The organism is Streptomyces sp. GL_148 (genome assembly GCF_057834205.1).
Window position 1 is genome coordinate 4,104,599 of record NZ_CM174396.1, and the last position, 13,424, is coordinate 4,118,022.

Below are 13,424 nucleotides of genomic sequence, written 5' to 3' on the forward strand. Positions count from 1 at the left end.
GCCCGTCTACACTTAGTCAGGTGACTTACTCAGGTACGAAGCGCGGGGGCAGCAGCAGCAAGCGCGAACGCCTCGCCGCGGCCGCGGCCCAGGTCCTGCACGAGCAGGGCATGGAGAAGACGACGATCGCCGACATCGCGCGCGCGGCCGACGTCCCCGTCGGCAACGTCTACTACTACTTCAAGACCAAGGACCAGCTGGTCGAAGCGGCCATCGACGCCCACGCGCAGGCCCTCGCGGACATGATCAGCGCCCTGGACGTGCTCCCCGCCCCGCAGGACCGGCTGAAGGCCCTCCTCGCCGGCTGGGTCGACCAGCGCGAGCTCACCGCCCGCTACGGCTGCCCCACCGGCTCGCTCGCCTCCGAGCTCGACAAGCGCGACGACGGCCTCGACCAGACCCTCGCCAAGGTCATGCGGGTGCTGCTCGACTGGGCCGAGCAGCAGTTCCTCGCCATGGGCCGGACCACCGACGCGCGCGAGCTCGCGGTCGCCCTGATCGCCTCGTACCAGGGCATCTCGCTGCTCACGAACACCTTCCGCGACCCGGAGCTGATGGCCTCGGAAGGGCGCCGCCTGGAGCGCTGGATCGACTCGCTGGCGTGACCGGACATCCGCTGACCGGACCCCCGCAGACCGGGCCCCCGCTGACCTGACTACGGCGCCGGGACCACCGTGATGGGGGTGTCGCCCGTGTAGGGGAAGGTGCCCGCGGGCAGGCAGCTGGCCTCGCGGTCCGACCCGAGGCCGTCGCAGTGCTCGTCCTTGAGGGTGAACAGGACGGTGTTCGTGTGCGGGCCGAGGTCCGGCGCCTTGAGCGACGGCGAGACGGGCGCCGAGTACGGAAGGCCGTCGGGGCCGTGGAGGCCGGTCCGCAGGACCTGCTTCTTCTTGAACGTGTAGCGCTTCTCCTGCGGCGTGCCGATGTCGAGGACGTACGTGGCGCTGACGAACTTGGAGTTGAAGTCGTCGATCGGGTCGGTCTCGGACGGCGTGTAGCCGGCCGGGTAGACGGCCACGGCGGCGCTGGGCGCCGTGCTCCAGCCCGGCGCGACCCTGACCCACTTCTCCTTGGCGTAGATCTCGCGGCAGGTGGGCGGACCGACGATCCGCTCCTTCACTCCGTGGAACTCGTTGAGGTCTGTCCTGTCCGTGCCGAAGCAGTGCGGGACCGGGTACTTCGGCTTCGGCAGGGGCGCGGCCGCGGCCGTCGCGGTCAGCGCGGTGGCGCCTAGGGCGGCCGTGAGCAGGGACGGGACGAGGACGGCGGCGAGGAAACGGGCTCGTTTCACCGGGTACCACCTTTCGCTGGGGGCGATTGACCGTCGGACAGCTGACCATCCCCGGCGGGCCGATCTCCGGCGACACCGGCGGCGAGCGGCCGGACGGCGCAGCGGATCCACACGCCCGGCCCGCGCCCCCGGGCGTGGCGCCCCCGGCCCCGGCCCCGACCCCGCCGACCGGTCAGCCCCGGCGGGGGCCCGCCGCGCGGGCGGCCGTGATGAAGGCGCGGATGAGGTCCGGGGACTTCACCCCGCGCTCGCTCTCCACGCCGCTGGAGACGTCCACGCCCCAGGCGCCGGTGGCCGTCAGGGCCTCGCCCACGTTGGCCGGGGTCAGCCCGCCCGCCAGCAGCCAGTGGCCCGCGGGGGCGGTGAACTCCGGCGAGCCCCAGTTCCACGGCTTGCCGGAGCCGGGGTCCGGGGCGTCGATCAGGAGCAGGTCCTCCCCGTACTCCCCGCAGCGCTCCACGTGGTGCGCCGTCGCCCGCAGCAGGGTGCGGCCCTCGGCGCGCAGCGCCGCGAAGTCCTCCGGGGCCTCCTCGCCGTGCAGCTGCACGCCCCGTACGCCGCTCTCCTCGGTGAAGCGCCGCACCTCGGCCACGGACTGGCCCCGGAACACCCCCACGGTGAGCACCCCGTCCGGCACCCCGGCGGCCAGCGCCCGCGCGGTGGCGACGTCGACCGTACGCGGACTGCCGGATGCGAACACGAAGCCCACGGCATCGGCTCCGGCCGCCACGGCGACCTCGACGTCCCGCCCGGTCCGAAGCCCGCAGATCTTGATGAACACGTCGCTCACGTCAGTCATGCCGGCAGTCAATCAGCTACGCGGGGACGTCGACGGGCAGTCCCGCATCGCGGGCGGCATCCGCAAGGCGCTTGTCGTAGGTGACGAACGAGGTCAGCCGCGCGCCGATGTCGAGCGCCGTCGCCAGATGGATGGCGTCAAGGCTTCGAACGGTGGCGGGCCGCACGGTCTGGGCCAGGATGCGGATGCCCGGATCGAGTTCGATCAGATCGATCAGGTCCAGAACGAGATGGAGCCGCACGGCGGCGGCCGGGGCATGGCGAGCCAGCGCCCGGAAGGACTCCACCTCGGCCAGCGCCGAGCTGACCCAGCCGGTTTCCGCCCTTTCGTCGAGCCAGTCACGCAGTGCCTGCGTCTCGGATTCAGCGTGGACCAGCTTCACGATCGCGGCGGAGTCGAGGTAGATCATCAGCGCTCGTCCTCGCGATTTCGGGAGAGTTCCGCCGCGATGTCGATGCCGTCGGGTTCACCCAGCGGCATCCGCAGGACCGCGCGGCGCAGCGCAGCGGCGCGTTCCTTGCGCAGGGCCGCTTCCAGCACCGCGGCTCTTATGGCAACGGATCGCGAGCTGCCGTCCTGAGTGAGGACAGCCAGGGCGTGCTCGGTCTCCGAGTCGGTGCGGATCGTCACGGTGTCAGCCATGGCACCAAGCGTAAGACGAAACGTCTTACGGCACCAGCGGCCCGGCGGAAACGCCCGAGGGCGGCACCCCCTCCGCCAGGAAGGGGTGCCGCCCTCGGTACGTGAAGAACAGCCGATCTACCGTCGGGCCGGAGCCCGGGGGTGGATCAGAAGTCCATGTCGCCGCCCGGCATGCCGCCGCCGGCAGCGGCGCCGGCCTTCTCGGGCTTGTCGGCGATGACGGCCTCGGTGGTGAGGAAGAGAGCCGCGATGGACGCCGCGTTCTGCAGGGCAGAGCGGGTGACCTTCGCCGGGTCGATGATGCCCTCGGCGATCATGTCCACGTACTCGCCGGTCGCGGCGTTCAGGCCCCAACCGATCTGCAGGTTGCGGACCTTCTCCACGACGACGCCACCCTCGAGACCACCGTTGACGGCGATCTGCTTGAGCGGGGCCTCCAGCGCGAGCTTGACGGCGTTGGCGCCGGTCGCCTCGTCGCCGGTGAGCTCGAGCTTGTCGAAGACCGAGGAGGCCTGCAGCAGGGCCACGCCGCCACCGGCGACGATGCCCTCTTCGACGGCCGCCTTCGCGTTGCGAACGGCGTCCTCGATGCGGTGCTTGCGCTCCTTGAGCTCGACCTCGGTCGCGGCTCCGGCCTTGATGACCGCAACACCGCCGGCGAGCTTCGCCAGGCGCTCCTGCAGCTTCTCGCGGTCGTAGTCCGAGTCGGAGTTCTCGATCTCGGCGCGGATCTGGTTGACGCGGCCCTGAACCTGGTCGCTGTCACCGGAGCCGTCGACGATGGTCGTCTCGTCCTTGGTGATGACGACCTTGCGGGCGCGGCCGAGCAGGTCGAGACCGGCGTTCTCGAGCTTGAGGCCGACCTCCTCGGAGATGACCGTGCCGCCCGTGAGGATGGCGATGTCGCCGAGCATGGCCTTGCGACGGTCACCGAAGCCCGGGGCCTTGACGGCGACGGACTTGAAGGTGCCGCGGATCTTGTTGACGACGAGGGTGGAGAGGGCCTCGCCCTCGACGTCCTCGGCGATGATCAGCAGCGGCTTGCCGGACTGCATGACCTTCTCCAGGAGCGGCAGCAGGTCCTTGACCGAGCCGATCTTGGAGTTGACGATCAGGATGTACGGGTCGTCGAGGGACGACTCCATGCGCTCCATGTCGGTGGCGAAGTACGCCGAGATGTAGCCCTTGTCGAAGCGCATGCCCTCGGTGAGCTCGAGCTCCAGGCCGAAGGTCTGCGACTCCTCGACCGTGATGACGCCTTCCTTGCCGACCTTGTCCATGGCCTCGGCGATGAGCTCGCCGATCTGGGTGTCGGCGGCGGAGATGGAGGCCGTCGAAGCGATCTGCTCCTTGGTCTCGACATCCTTGGCCTGCGCCAGCAGGGCGGCGGAGACGGCCTCGACGGCCTTCTCGATACCGCGCTTGAGGGCCATCGGGTTCGCACCGGCGGCCACGTTGCGCAGGCCCTCGCGGACGAGCGCCTGGGCGAGAACGGTGGCGGTGGTCGTACCGTCGCCGGCGACGTCGTCCGTCTTCTTGGCGACTTCCTTGACCAGCTCGGCGCCGATCTTCTCGTACGGGTCCTCGAGCTCGATCTCCTTGGCGATGGAGACACCATCGTTGGTGATCGTGGGGGCGCCCCACTTCTTCTCAAGGACGACGTTGCGACCCTTGGGGCCAAGGGTGACCTTGACGGCGTCGGCGAGCTGGTTCATGCCTCGCTCGAGACCGCGCCGGGCCTCCTCGTTGAACGCAATGATCTTGGCCATCTGAAGTGGTCCTCCCGGACAGCGGTGGATTGCTCCCGGACCGCGCCCGCGCCCGCGACGGACGGCCTGCGTGCCCGGCGGTTTCTTCCCGCCGGACCCTGCGGGCCTCACTGACCCGGTCCTCGTATAGGTAGCACTCTCACCAGGAGAGTGCTAACGCCAATGATTAGCACTCGACCCCCCCGAGTGCAAGCGGCTTCGGCCAACCCGGGATGAACACCCAGACGCCACAAGGGCGCCGGAGCCGCCACGCACGAGGGGCCCGCATCCCGTGTCCAGGATGTGGGCCCCTCGTATGCATGCAGTGGTGTCGCTGTGCGCGACCGCCGTGCGTGGCCGCGTACATGTCCGTTGCCGATCGCGGTCGGACTAAGACTTGATCCACCATTCCTGTGGGGATGACGGATTGCAGCCGGGGCGGTTCCTGGGCTGTCCGGCGTGGTCGCCCGGGGGCGGCTCATCCGGGGTCGCTCAGGGCGCTGGTCCGGCATTCGGGGAGCAGAGGCACAACGCAGGCGTTGCACTGCCGCGTGATCCGTACCGGCGAGCCGGGGACGGACACGGTGCGGTTGACTCCCACAGGGCGTCTTCTCGCCCTGCCCCTCACGGGACTTGGCGATCGTAGCGGAAATACGGAACGCGTCTTAGCCGGCGGCGAGCTTGACCATGTCCGCCTGCGGACCCTTCTGGCCCTGCGAGATCTCGAACTCGACCCGCTGACCCTCTTCAAGGGTGCGGTACCCGTCCATCTGGATGGCGCTGTAGTGGACGAACACATCCGCACCACCGTCGACCGCGATGAAGCCGTAGCCCTTCTCCGCGTTGAACCACTTGACGGTGCCCTGAGCCATGCCTAACTCCCCTATTACTGGCCCTTGCGCAGGACCGCACTTCGCGGTCCCGGGTCAGAACTTGCGCCGGAACGCCTCGACCGGGGCTGAATGTATCCGCACCGCTGCTGTCTGCAACAGGTCATTCCGACGAGAATTCTGGACACGCCAAAAGATTGAAATAGGGTGAAAACCCGGAATATTCCTGGGCAACTCGGGCCGGACAAACCACGCCAAGGACCCATAGCGCACTTGCATGTTGACTCAATGTCAACCCTCTCGCGACCCGCTCATATGCGGCGGGCAAGAACAGCGGAGGGGACTTCCCCAACTCTACCGCGCCCAACCAAGCAGAATTGCCCCCTCCGTTTAGTAACGGAGGGGGCAATTCAGTTTCTACGAGCCGTTGGCCGCTCAGCAGCCGCCCGCGACGGCGGGGATGATCGAGATGCCCGCGCCGTCCGGGGTGGACGTCTGCAGCCCACCCTCGAAGCGCACGTCGTCGTCGTTGACGTAGACGTTGACGAAGCGGCGCAGCTTGCCCTGGTCGTCCAGGACGCGCGCGGCGATGCCGGGGTGGCTGGCCTCCAGCGACTGGATGACCTCTTCGAGGGTCGCGCCCTCGGCGGGGACCTCGGCCTGGCCGCCGGTGTAGGTGCGCAGGATGGTGGGGATGCGGACGTTGACGCTCATGGCGCTACTGCCTTTCCGGTGTGCAGGGAGAGAGATCAGGCCAGGTTGGCGGCGCGGAACGCGTCCAGGCTCGGGCGGATGGTGGCGGTCTGGCCACCACCTTCGGCCACCGCCTCCAGGGTCTTGAGGCCGTCACCGGTGTTCAGGACCACGGTGGTCAGCGTGGGGTCGAGCTGCCCGTTCTCGATGAGCTTCTTCGTGACGCCGACGGTCACGCCGCCCGCGGTCTCGGCGAAGATGCCCTCGGTCTGGGCGAGGATCTTGATGGCCTCGACGACCTGCTCGTCGTTGACGTCCTCGACGAAGCCGCCGGTGCGGCGCGCGATGTCCAGGACGTACGGGCCGTCCGCCGGGTTGCCGATGGCCAGCGACTTGGCGATGGTGTTCGGCTTCTGCGGGCGGACCACCTCGTGACCGGCCTTGAAGGCGGTCGAGACGGGCGAGCAGCCTTCGGCCTGGGCGCCGAAGATCTTGTACGGCTTGTCCTCGACGAGACCGAGCTTGATCAGCTCCTGCAGACCCTTGTCGATCTTCGTGAGCTGCGAGCCGGACGCGATCGGGATGACGATCTGGTCGGGCAGCTGCCAGCCGAGCTGCTCGCAGATCTCGTACGCCAGGGTCTTGGAACCCTCGCCGTAGTACGGGCGCAGGTTGACGTTGACGAAGCCCCAGCCCTCGCCCAGCGGGTCGCCGATGAGCTCGGAGCAGAAGCGGTTGACGTCGTCGTAGTTGCCCTCGATGCCGACGAGGTCACCACCGTAGACACCGGCCATGACGACCTTGCCCTGCTCCAGGTCGTGCGGGATGAACACGCAGGAGCGGAAGCCGGCGCGCGCGGCCGCGGCGCCGACGGCGCCGGCCAGGTTGCCGGTGGAGGAGCAGGAGAGGGTGGTGAAGCCGAAGGCGCGGGCGGCCTCGACGGCGATGGCCACGACGCGGTCCTTGAAGGAGTGCGTCGGGTTGCCGGAGTCGTCCTTGACGTACAGCTTGCCGGTGACGCCGAGCTCCTTGGCCAGGTTGGCCGCGTCCACGAGCTTGGTGAAGCCGGGGTTCAGGCTCGGCTTGGAGGCCACGTCCGCCGGGACGGGCAGCAGCGGCGCGTAGCGCCAGATGTTGTTCGGGCCGGCCTCGATGGCGGCGCGCAGGGCTTCCGGGTCACCGAGCGGCAGGTCGTAGGCGACTTCGAGCGGGCCGAAGCACTCGGCGCAGGCGAAGATCGGGCCGAGCTCGAAGCGGGTACCGCACTCACGACAGGAAAGGCCGGTGGCGGGACCGAGATCGACAGAGGTGCCGACGGTGCCAGCTTCAACGACAGTATTGATTTCAACGGTTTCGGCAGAGGTTGCGACAGACTGTGCAGCCATGATGGCGAGGCCCTTTCTCCTCATCTTCCCCATGGCGCACTTCGCCATGAGACGGAATTGGCACCTTCCCTAGCCGGGGACCTCGCTGGCGGCGCTGGAATGCGCGATCGCGAGAACCGACTGGAGGGTTGCCGGGGCTTCAACGGGCCGTGTCCCTCTGCCCCTCTGGATGAGCGGTATGGCACCGGCACACGCGCTCTGCGGCGCGCCGGTGCGTTTGTACGCGGGGACCCCCGGCATGCGGTGGACCTTCGCGTTGTTCAAGACTGTAACCGAAGGCCCGGACGGTTGAGACAGCCGTCCGAACCGCGAGATGGATCATATTTCGGTCCAAACCAGTGAAGAACCAGGGAGTGCTGAAGGTGCTGGAAGAGGTGGAGCGCTGGCTGGCAGACCGCTCCTGGTCAGCCGCCGACCGACCGCTCGGCCAGCTGCTTTCGGCCAAGCGGGCAGCGGGGACCACGGTGAGCGTGGTGTTGCCGGCGCTGAACGAGGAGGCGACGGTCGGCGAGATCGTCGAGGTGATCCGACGCGATCTGATCGAGGGCTTGCCGGTGCCCCTGGTGGACGAGCTCGTCGTGATCGACTCGGGCTCCACAGACCGCACCGCGGAGGTCGCGGCCAAGGCCGGGGCCCGGGTGGTGCACCGCGACGAGGTCCTGCCGCGGATCCCGGCACTGCCCGGCAAGGGCGAGGTGCTGTGGCGCTCGCTGCTGGTCACCACCGGTGACGTCGTCTGCTTCGTGGACGCCGATCTGCGCGACTTCTCGGCCTCCTTCGTCTCCGGGATCGTCGGCCCGCTGCTCACCGATCCGGACGTGCGGTTCGTCAAGGCGATGTACGACCGACCCCTCGGCCAGGAGTTCGGCGACCCGGCCGCCCCGGCCTCCGCCAAGGGCCACGGCCAGGGCGGCCGGGTCACGGAGCTGGTGGCCCGCCCCCTGCTCAACCTCCACTGGCCGCAGCTGGCCGGCTTCGTCCAGCCGCTGGGCGGCGAGTACGCCGTACGCCGCGAGCTGCTGGAGCGGCTGCCGTTCCCCGTGGGCTACGGGGTCGAGCTGGGCCTGCTGGTGGACGCGCTGCACACGGCCGGGCTGGACGCGCTGGCCCAGGTGGACGTGGGCGTACGGCTGCACCGGCACCAGGACGGCCAGGCGCTGGGACGGATGGCCGCCGCGATCTACCGCACGGCGCAGGTGAGGCTCTCGCGCGGGCACCTCGTACGCCCCGAGCTGACGCAGTTCGAGCGCGGCCCGGAGGGGTTCGTGCCGCACACCTACGCCGTGGACACCGAGGAGCGGCCGCCGATGCTCGACATCGAGGAGTACGCGCACCGTCGCGTGGCGTAACGCCCGGATCGGCGGTGTGCTCTTCCTCTCGGTCCGGCGCACACGCAGGCGCTGACGTTTGACCGGAGGCGAGGCGGGCTAGGTTCGCCGCATGGCTTCCCAGGTGCTCGTCGCCGCGAATCGCGGCCCCCTCTCGTACGCCCTCGACGCGGCCGGCACGCTCAGTGCCCGCCGCGGCGGGGGCGGCCTCGTCTCCGGCCTCTCCGCGGCCCTCGCGGAGCAGCCGGGGGCGCTGTGGATCTGCGCGGCCCTGTCCGACGCGGACCGGGAGGCGGTACGGCGGGGGGTCGCCGAGCCGGGCGTGCGCATGCTCGACATCGACCCCGAGGTCTACGACGCCGCGTACAACGGCATCGCGAACTCGGTGCTGTGGTTCCTCCACCACCACCTGTACGACGTCCCCCGCGAGCCGGTCTTCGACGCGGAGTTCCGGCGGCGCTGGGCCTCGTACGTCACGTACAACGAGGCCTTCGCGGCGGCGCTGGCGGAGGAGGCGGCCGAGGGCGCGGCGGTCCTGATCCAGGACTACCACCTGGCCCTGGCCCCCGGGATGCTCCGGGAGTTCCGCCCCGACCTGCGGATCGGGCACTTCACGCACACGCCGTGGGCCTCGCGGGAGTTCCTGGAGATGCTCCCGGCGGACATCCGGAGCCAGTTGGTGTGGGGGATGCTCGGGGCGGACCGGCTGGGGTTCCACACCTGGGGGTGGGCGGACAACTTCATCGCCGGCGCGCACCTCGATGATGCGACCGGCATCGCGGACCCCTTCTTTCCCCGGGACGGACAGGCCGGGGTGTGGCACCGCAAGCTGCTCGCGGACCGCGGGAAGTACGAGGAGAAGCGGTTCACCTCGGTGACCCCGTACCCGCTCGGCGTGGACGGGGACGAGCTGCGCGGGCTCGCGCACCGGCCGGAGGTGGACGACAAGCTGGCGGCGCTGCGGGCGGAGGTCGGCGGGCTGAAGACGATCGTCCGGGTGGACCGCACGGAGCTGTCGAAGAACATCCTGCGGGGGCTGCTGGCGTACCGGGAGCTGCTGACGGTCCACCCCGAATGGCGCGGCCGGGTGGTCCATCTGGCCTCCGCCTACCCGTCCCGGCAGGACCTGGCCGTCTACCGGGAGTACACCGAGTCGGTACGGGAGCTGGCCGCGGCGATCAACACGGAGTTCGCCGCGGCCGACTGGCAGCCGGTGCTGGTCTCCGTGGAGGACGACTTCGCGCGGTCGCTGGCCGCGTACCGGCTGGCGGACGTGGCGCTGGTCAATCCGGTGCGGGACGGCATGAACCTCGTCGCGAAGGAGATCCCGGTGGTCTCGGAGGCGGGGTGCGTGCTGGTGCTGTCCACCGGGGCGGGGGCATACGAGGAGCTGCGCGCGGACGCGCTGACGGTGAACCCGTACGACGTGACGGCCACGGCGGAGGCGTTGCACGCGGCCCTCTCCATGCCGGCGGCGGAGCGCGCGGACCGCACGAAGCGCCTCGCGGTGGCCGCCACCGCCCTCCCCCCGGCCCAATGGCTCACGTCCCAACTGGACGCCCTGCGCGCCTGACCCTCCCGGCACGGGGCGGAGTCCCCCGCAGCGACCTTTGCCGCTGCGCGGGGCGGAGTCCCCGCAGCAACCCTTGCCGCTGCGCGGGGCGGAGTCCCCTACCCGCCCTTCCACCGTTCCCCGGGCCAGCCCGGACCCGGTCCTCAAGCGCCGGACGGGCTGGGAGGGGGTACCGGGCTGCGCCCGGACCCCCTGGGGCTCCGCCCCAGACCCCGCGCCTCAAACGCCGGCGAGGCTGGATTCGGCCGGCGTCAGCCTGAACGTGCACGCAGTGCACGGCGCGCTGGATTGCCCGGAGGGCAATTCCAGCCCCGCCGGCGCTTGAGGCGCGGGGGCCCCGGGGGCTGGCCCCCGGCAACGGCGCCGCACCCGGCAAGGGTCCGGGCGCAGCCCGGGGAACGGGCGAAGGGTGGGTAGGGGACCCAGCCCCGCAGGGACCAACCAGCCGCACCCGCCCACCGGCCCCCGCCCCAGACGGCAGTGGCGGCACCGCCGACCGGCCACCGCCGGACGGAGTCCGGCGCAGCGGCGCGAAGCCCGCGCAGCGGTGCGAGGGACGCGTCAAGAAGGTGCGGCCCGCCAGGGCCGAGCCGCGCGAGCGGCGCGTCAAGAAGGAGGGAGCGCCGCGGCCAGGGCGGACAGGAAGGTGACGACCTGGGACGGGCCGGACAGGGTCAGGTCCGCGCGGGCGGCGAGTTCCGGGACCTCGGCCGAGCCACTGCACAGGAGCAGCCCCGGCATGCCCCCGGCCCGCAGCTTCTCCACCGCCGAGTAGGCAGCCAGGTCCCCGAGGTCGTCGCCGGCGTAGAGCACCGCCTCCGCCCCCACCTCCGTGAGGTACTCCGTGAGGGCGACGCCCTTGTCCATCCCCGGCGGCCGCAGCTCCAGTACGGCCCGGCCCGGTTCGACCATCAGGCCGTGCCGGGCCGCCAGCCCCGCCAGGGGCTCGCGCAGGGCCGCGAAGGCGGCTTCCGGGTCGGCCGCGCGGCGGGTGTGGACGGCCAGTGCCTGGCCCTTCTCCTCGATCCACGTCCCGCGCCACGCACCGATCGCGTCCAGGAACCCGGGCAGCTCCGCCCGGACCGCCGCCACCCCCGGATGCTCGGCCGGGGCGTGCACGATGCCGCTCACGGCGTCCCAGCGCTCGGCCCCGTAGTGCCCGAGGACCACCAGGTGTTCGAGGCCGGGGACTCCGGCGAAGCCCCCGTAGCGGACGGCGACCCCGGCCGGCCGGCCGGTGACGACCGCGATGGAGCCGACCTCGGGGGCGAGGGCGGCCAGCGCGGGGACGGCTCCGGGGTGGGCCCGTGCCTGGTCGGGGTCGGGGACGATGTCGGCGAGGGTGCCGTCGAAGTCGAGGGCGATGACGCAGCGGCGCGGTGCGCGGAGGAGGGCTTCGAGTCCCTCGCGTCCGGCGGTGGTGACGGGCATCGGCAGATCGTGCGGATGGCTCCCCATACGCACGACCCTAACGGCCCAACGGGGCCACGGCTACGGCGCGCGGCCCCGCAGCTACCGCCTCGCCCGCTGGGCCTCGCGGATGCGCCGCAGGCGGTTCACCGTGCCCGGTGCGTGCCGCAGTGCCCTGGGGTCGTCCATCAGCGCGTTGAGCAGCTGGTAGTACCGGACCGGGGGCATCCCCAGTCCTTCCCGTATGGCCCGCTCCTTGGCGCCCGGTCCGGGCCAGGTGCGGCCTTCGTAGGCCAGTACGGCCGCCTCGTCGGCGCTCAGCCCGGCCGGCGGCCTCTCGTCCGCGTCCGTCATACGGCCAGATTAACTCCGCCCTACGACAGCCCGCGCCCGCCCCGGATCAGTGGGAATCCGCCTTGCGCGCCATCTCCGCGAGGTCCGCGAGGGTCTTCTCGGGCTGTCCGCCCGGCTGCACGGCCTTGCCGATGTTCTTCTTGACGTCCTCGCTCACGGCCGCCCAGGACTTCTTGCCCACCGGGTAGAGCCGCGCGTTGGGCAGGGCGCGCAGGAAGGTCTTCAGCTCCGCCGAGGAGGCACCCGTAGAGGCCTCCATCGCCCGGGAGCCGCTGGTGGTGACCGGGAGCAGGTCGTACTTCTCGGTGAAGGCCGTCACGTTGTTCGCCTCGTAGAGGAAGTCCAGGAACTTCCCGGACTGCGTCTGGTGGCCGGTCTTGAAGGCCATCACCCAGTCGGCGACGCCCATGGTCGGGTGGGGCACACCGTCGGAGGTCGGCATGGGGGTCATGCCGTACTCCACGCCCTTCGCGGCGGCCTGCTTGAGCAGCGTCGGGTGCCCGTTGAGCATGCCGACCTCGCCGCGCGCGAAGGAGTCGAAGGCGGCCTGGCGGTTCAGCTTGGCCGGTTCGACGGGGCCGGTCAGGCCCCCGCCGACGAGCTCGTCGCGCAGGAACTCCAGGGTCTTGACGTTGGCCGCGGAGTCGATCGAGTACTGCTCTTCGTTGTCGGCGTAGCCTCCGCCGCCCGCGAGCAGCCACTGCATGGTCTCGGCCTGCGCCTCCTCGCGGCCCAGGGGCAGCGCGAAGGGCGTCGGGACTCCGTCCGCCTTGAGCTTCTTGGCGGCGGCCTCCAGATCGGCCCAGCTCTTGGGCTGCCAGGGGGTCTTGCCGTCCTTGGGGATGATTCCGGCGTCGGCGAACAGCTTCTCGTTGTAGAACATCAGCCGGGTGCTGCCCACGAAGGGCAGGCCGTACTGGACGCGCCGGACCTTGCCCGCTTCGGCGAGCGGTGCGAGGAAGTCGGCCTGGGTGTTGACGGAGAGCAGCTCGTCGGCGGAGTACAGCTTGCCCGCGGCCGCGTAGTCGGCGTAGGCGCCGATCTGGGCGATGTCGGGGGCCTCGCCGGCCTTGACCATCTCGGCGACCTTGGCGTCGACCTCGGACCAGGAGTAGACGTCGACCTGGACCTTGATGCCGGGGTGGCGCTTCTCGAAGGACGCGGCGAGGTCCTTCCAGTAGGGCTTGGAGGAGTTTTCCGGTTTGTCCCCGTAGTCGGCCGCCACGACCTTGAGGGTGACCTCGTTGTCCCCGGTGAGGCCCGACACGGCGCCGCAGCCGGTCAGCGTCACGGTGGTCAGGCACAGTGCGAGGCCGGACGCGGCGAGGTTCAGCTTTCTGGCCTGGACAGTTCGCGCCTTCAAAGTTCTCG

General features: G+C 70.6%; 14 protein-coding genes and 1 riboswitch. Of the genes, 3 read left to right on the forward strand and 11 right to left on the reverse strand.

What is annotated here, in order from left to right; genetic code table 11:
• The first annotated feature begins 20 nt into the window (after positions 1-20).
• The gene (locus tag AC3IYI_RS18845; protein WP_489411284.1) at positions 21-605 is read left to right on the forward strand and encodes a TetR/AcrR family transcriptional regulator; all 585 of its coding nucleotides are present in this window, start codon (positions 21-23) and stop codon (positions 603-605) included.
• A 50-nt stretch (positions 606-655) separates the two neighbouring features.
• Here the strand turns inward: AC3IYI_RS18845 and AC3IYI_RS18850 are convergent, their stop codons facing one another.
• The 8 genes from AC3IYI_RS18850 to thrC all read right to left on the reverse strand — a co-directional run bounded on the left by AC3IYI_RS18850 (position 656) and on the right by thrC (position 7,388).
• Positions 656-1,291 (reverse strand): hypothetical protein, encoded by a 636-nt coding sequence (locus AC3IYI_RS18850; RefSeq protein ID WP_489411285.1) that lies wholly within the window; start codon positions 1,289-1,291, stop codon positions 656-658.
• Between the two features lie 172 nt (positions 1,292-1,463).
• The gene (locus AC3IYI_RS18855; RefSeq protein ID WP_489411286.1) at positions 1,464-2,090 is read right to left on the reverse strand and encodes a phosphoribosylanthranilate isomerase; all 627 of its coding nucleotides are present in this window, start codon (positions 2,088-2,090) and stop codon (positions 1,464-1,466) included.
• Positions 2,091-2,106: 16 nt separating this feature from the next.
• The gene (locus AC3IYI_RS18860) at positions 2,107-2,499 is read right to left on the reverse strand and encodes a type II toxin-antitoxin system VapC family toxin (RefSeq protein ID WP_489411287.1); all 393 of its coding nucleotides are present in this window, start codon (positions 2,497-2,499) and stop codon (positions 2,107-2,109) included.
• On the reverse strand, positions 2,499-2,732 hold the full coding sequence (locus tag AC3IYI_RS18865) for a hypothetical protein (protein ID WP_489411288.1): 234 nt from the start codon (positions 2,730-2,732) through the stop codon (positions 2,499-2,501). Before AC3IYI_RS18865 ends, AC3IYI_RS18860 begins: the two co-directional genes overlap by 1 nt.
• A gap of 146 nt (positions 2,733-2,878) precedes the next feature.
• Positions 2,879-4,501: a chaperonin GroEL gene (gene groL / locus AC3IYI_RS18870; RefSeq protein WP_327253499.1), complete on the reverse strand. Its 1,623-nt coding sequence runs from the start codon at positions 4,499-4,501 to the stop codon at positions 2,879-2,881.
• 644 nt (positions 4,502-5,145) lie between these two features.
• The gene (locus tag AC3IYI_RS18875) at positions 5,146-5,352 is read right to left on the reverse strand and encodes a cold-shock protein (RefSeq protein WP_008743607.1); all 207 of its coding nucleotides are present in this window, start codon (positions 5,350-5,352) and stop codon (positions 5,146-5,148) included.
• Positions 5,353-5,745: 393 nt separating this feature from the next.
• Positions 5,746-6,024: a MoaD/ThiS family protein gene (locus AC3IYI_RS18880; protein ID WP_266907411.1), complete on the reverse strand. Its 279-nt coding sequence runs from the start codon at positions 6,022-6,024 to the stop codon at positions 5,746-5,748.
• A gap of 35 nt (positions 6,025-6,059) precedes the next feature.
• Positions 6,060-7,388 (reverse strand): threonine synthase, encoded by a 1,329-nt coding sequence (gene thrC, locus AC3IYI_RS18885; RefSeq protein WP_489411289.1) that lies wholly within the window; start codon positions 7,386-7,388, stop codon positions 6,060-6,062.
• A gap of 17 nt (positions 7,389-7,405) precedes the next feature.
• Positions 7,406-7,564, reverse strand: a riboswitch (SAM riboswitch).
• A gap of 186 nt (positions 7,565-7,750) precedes the next feature.
• Here thrC and AC3IYI_RS18890 point away from each other — a divergent pair.
• Both AC3IYI_RS18890 and AC3IYI_RS18895 read left to right on the forward strand, forming a co-directional pair.
• Positions 7,751-8,737 carry a glucosyl-3-phosphoglycerate synthase gene (locus tag AC3IYI_RS18890; protein WP_489411582.1) on the forward strand — a complete coding sequence of 329 codons (987 nt, stop codon included), beginning with the start codon at positions 7,751-7,753 and terminating at the stop codon, positions 8,735-8,737.
• A 91-nt stretch (positions 8,738-8,828) separates the two neighbouring features.
• Positions 8,829-10,289, forward strand: a complete 1,461-nt coding sequence (locus AC3IYI_RS18895) for an alpha,alpha-trehalose-phosphate synthase (UDP-forming) (RefSeq protein WP_489411290.1) — start codon at positions 8,829-8,831, stop codon at positions 10,287-10,289.
• 606 nt (positions 10,290-10,895) lie between these two features.
• Here the strand turns inward: AC3IYI_RS18895 and otsB are convergent.
• The 3 genes from otsB to AC3IYI_RS18910 are packed head-to-tail and all read right to left on the reverse strand — an operon-like array spanning position 10,896 to position 13,416.
• Positions 10,896-11,747 carry a trehalose-phosphatase gene (gene otsB / locus AC3IYI_RS18900; RefSeq protein WP_489411291.1) on the reverse strand — a complete coding sequence of 284 codons (852 nt, stop codon included), beginning with the start codon at positions 11,745-11,747 and terminating at the stop codon, positions 10,896-10,898.
• A 54-nt stretch (positions 11,748-11,801) separates the two neighbouring features.
• Positions 11,802-12,053 (reverse strand): DUF3263 domain-containing protein, encoded by a 252-nt coding sequence (locus AC3IYI_RS18905; RefSeq protein WP_266907402.1) that lies wholly within the window; start codon positions 12,051-12,053, stop codon positions 11,802-11,804.
• Between the two features lie 46 nt (positions 12,054-12,099).
• On the reverse strand, positions 12,100-13,416 hold the full coding sequence (locus AC3IYI_RS18910) for an extracellular solute-binding protein (RefSeq protein ID WP_489411292.1): 1,317 nt from the start codon (positions 13,414-13,416) through the stop codon (positions 12,100-12,102).
• Positions 13,417-13,424 lie beyond the last annotated feature (8 nt).

Excerpts from the sequence above, each read along its gene's own strand:
- AC3IYI_RS18875 (WP_008743607.1), bottom strand. The coding sequence starts at position 5,352 with ATGGCTCAGGGCACCGTCAAGTGGTTCAACGCGGAGAAGGGCTACGGC.
- AC3IYI_RS18860 (WP_489411287.1), bottom strand. The coding sequence starts at position 2,499 with ATGATCTACCTCGACTCCGCCGCGATCGTGAAGCTGGTCCACGCTGAA.
- AC3IYI_RS18905 (WP_266907402.1), bottom strand. The coding sequence starts at position 12,053 with ATGACGGACGCGGACGAGAGGCCGCCGGCCGGGCTGAGCGCCGACGAG.
- AC3IYI_RS18880 (WP_266907411.1), bottom strand. The coding sequence starts at position 6,024 with ATGAGCGTCAACGTCCGCATCCCCACCATCCTGCGCACCTACACCGGC.
- groL (WP_327253499.1), bottom strand. The coding sequence starts at position 4,501 with ATGGCCAAGATCATTGCGTTCAACGAGGAGGCCCGGCGCGGTCTCGAG.
- otsB (WP_489411291.1), bottom strand. The coding sequence starts at position 11,747 with ATGGGGAGCCATCCGCACGATCTGCCGATGCCCGTCACCACCGCCGGA.
- AC3IYI_RS18895 (WP_489411290.1), top strand. The coding sequence starts at position 8,829 with ATGGCTTCCCAGGTGCTCGTCGCCGCGAATCGCGGCCCCCTCTCGTAC.
- AC3IYI_RS18865 (WP_489411288.1), bottom strand. The coding sequence starts at position 2,732 with ATGGCTGACACCGTGACGATCCGCACCGACTCGGAGACCGAGCACGCC.
- thrC (WP_489411289.1), bottom strand. The coding sequence starts at position 7,388 with ATGGCTGCACAGTCTGTCGCAACCTCTGCCGAAACCGTTGAAATCAAT.
- AC3IYI_RS18855 (WP_489411286.1), bottom strand. The coding sequence starts at position 2,090 with ATGACTGACGTGAGCGACGTGTTCATCAAGATCTGCGGGCTTCGGACC.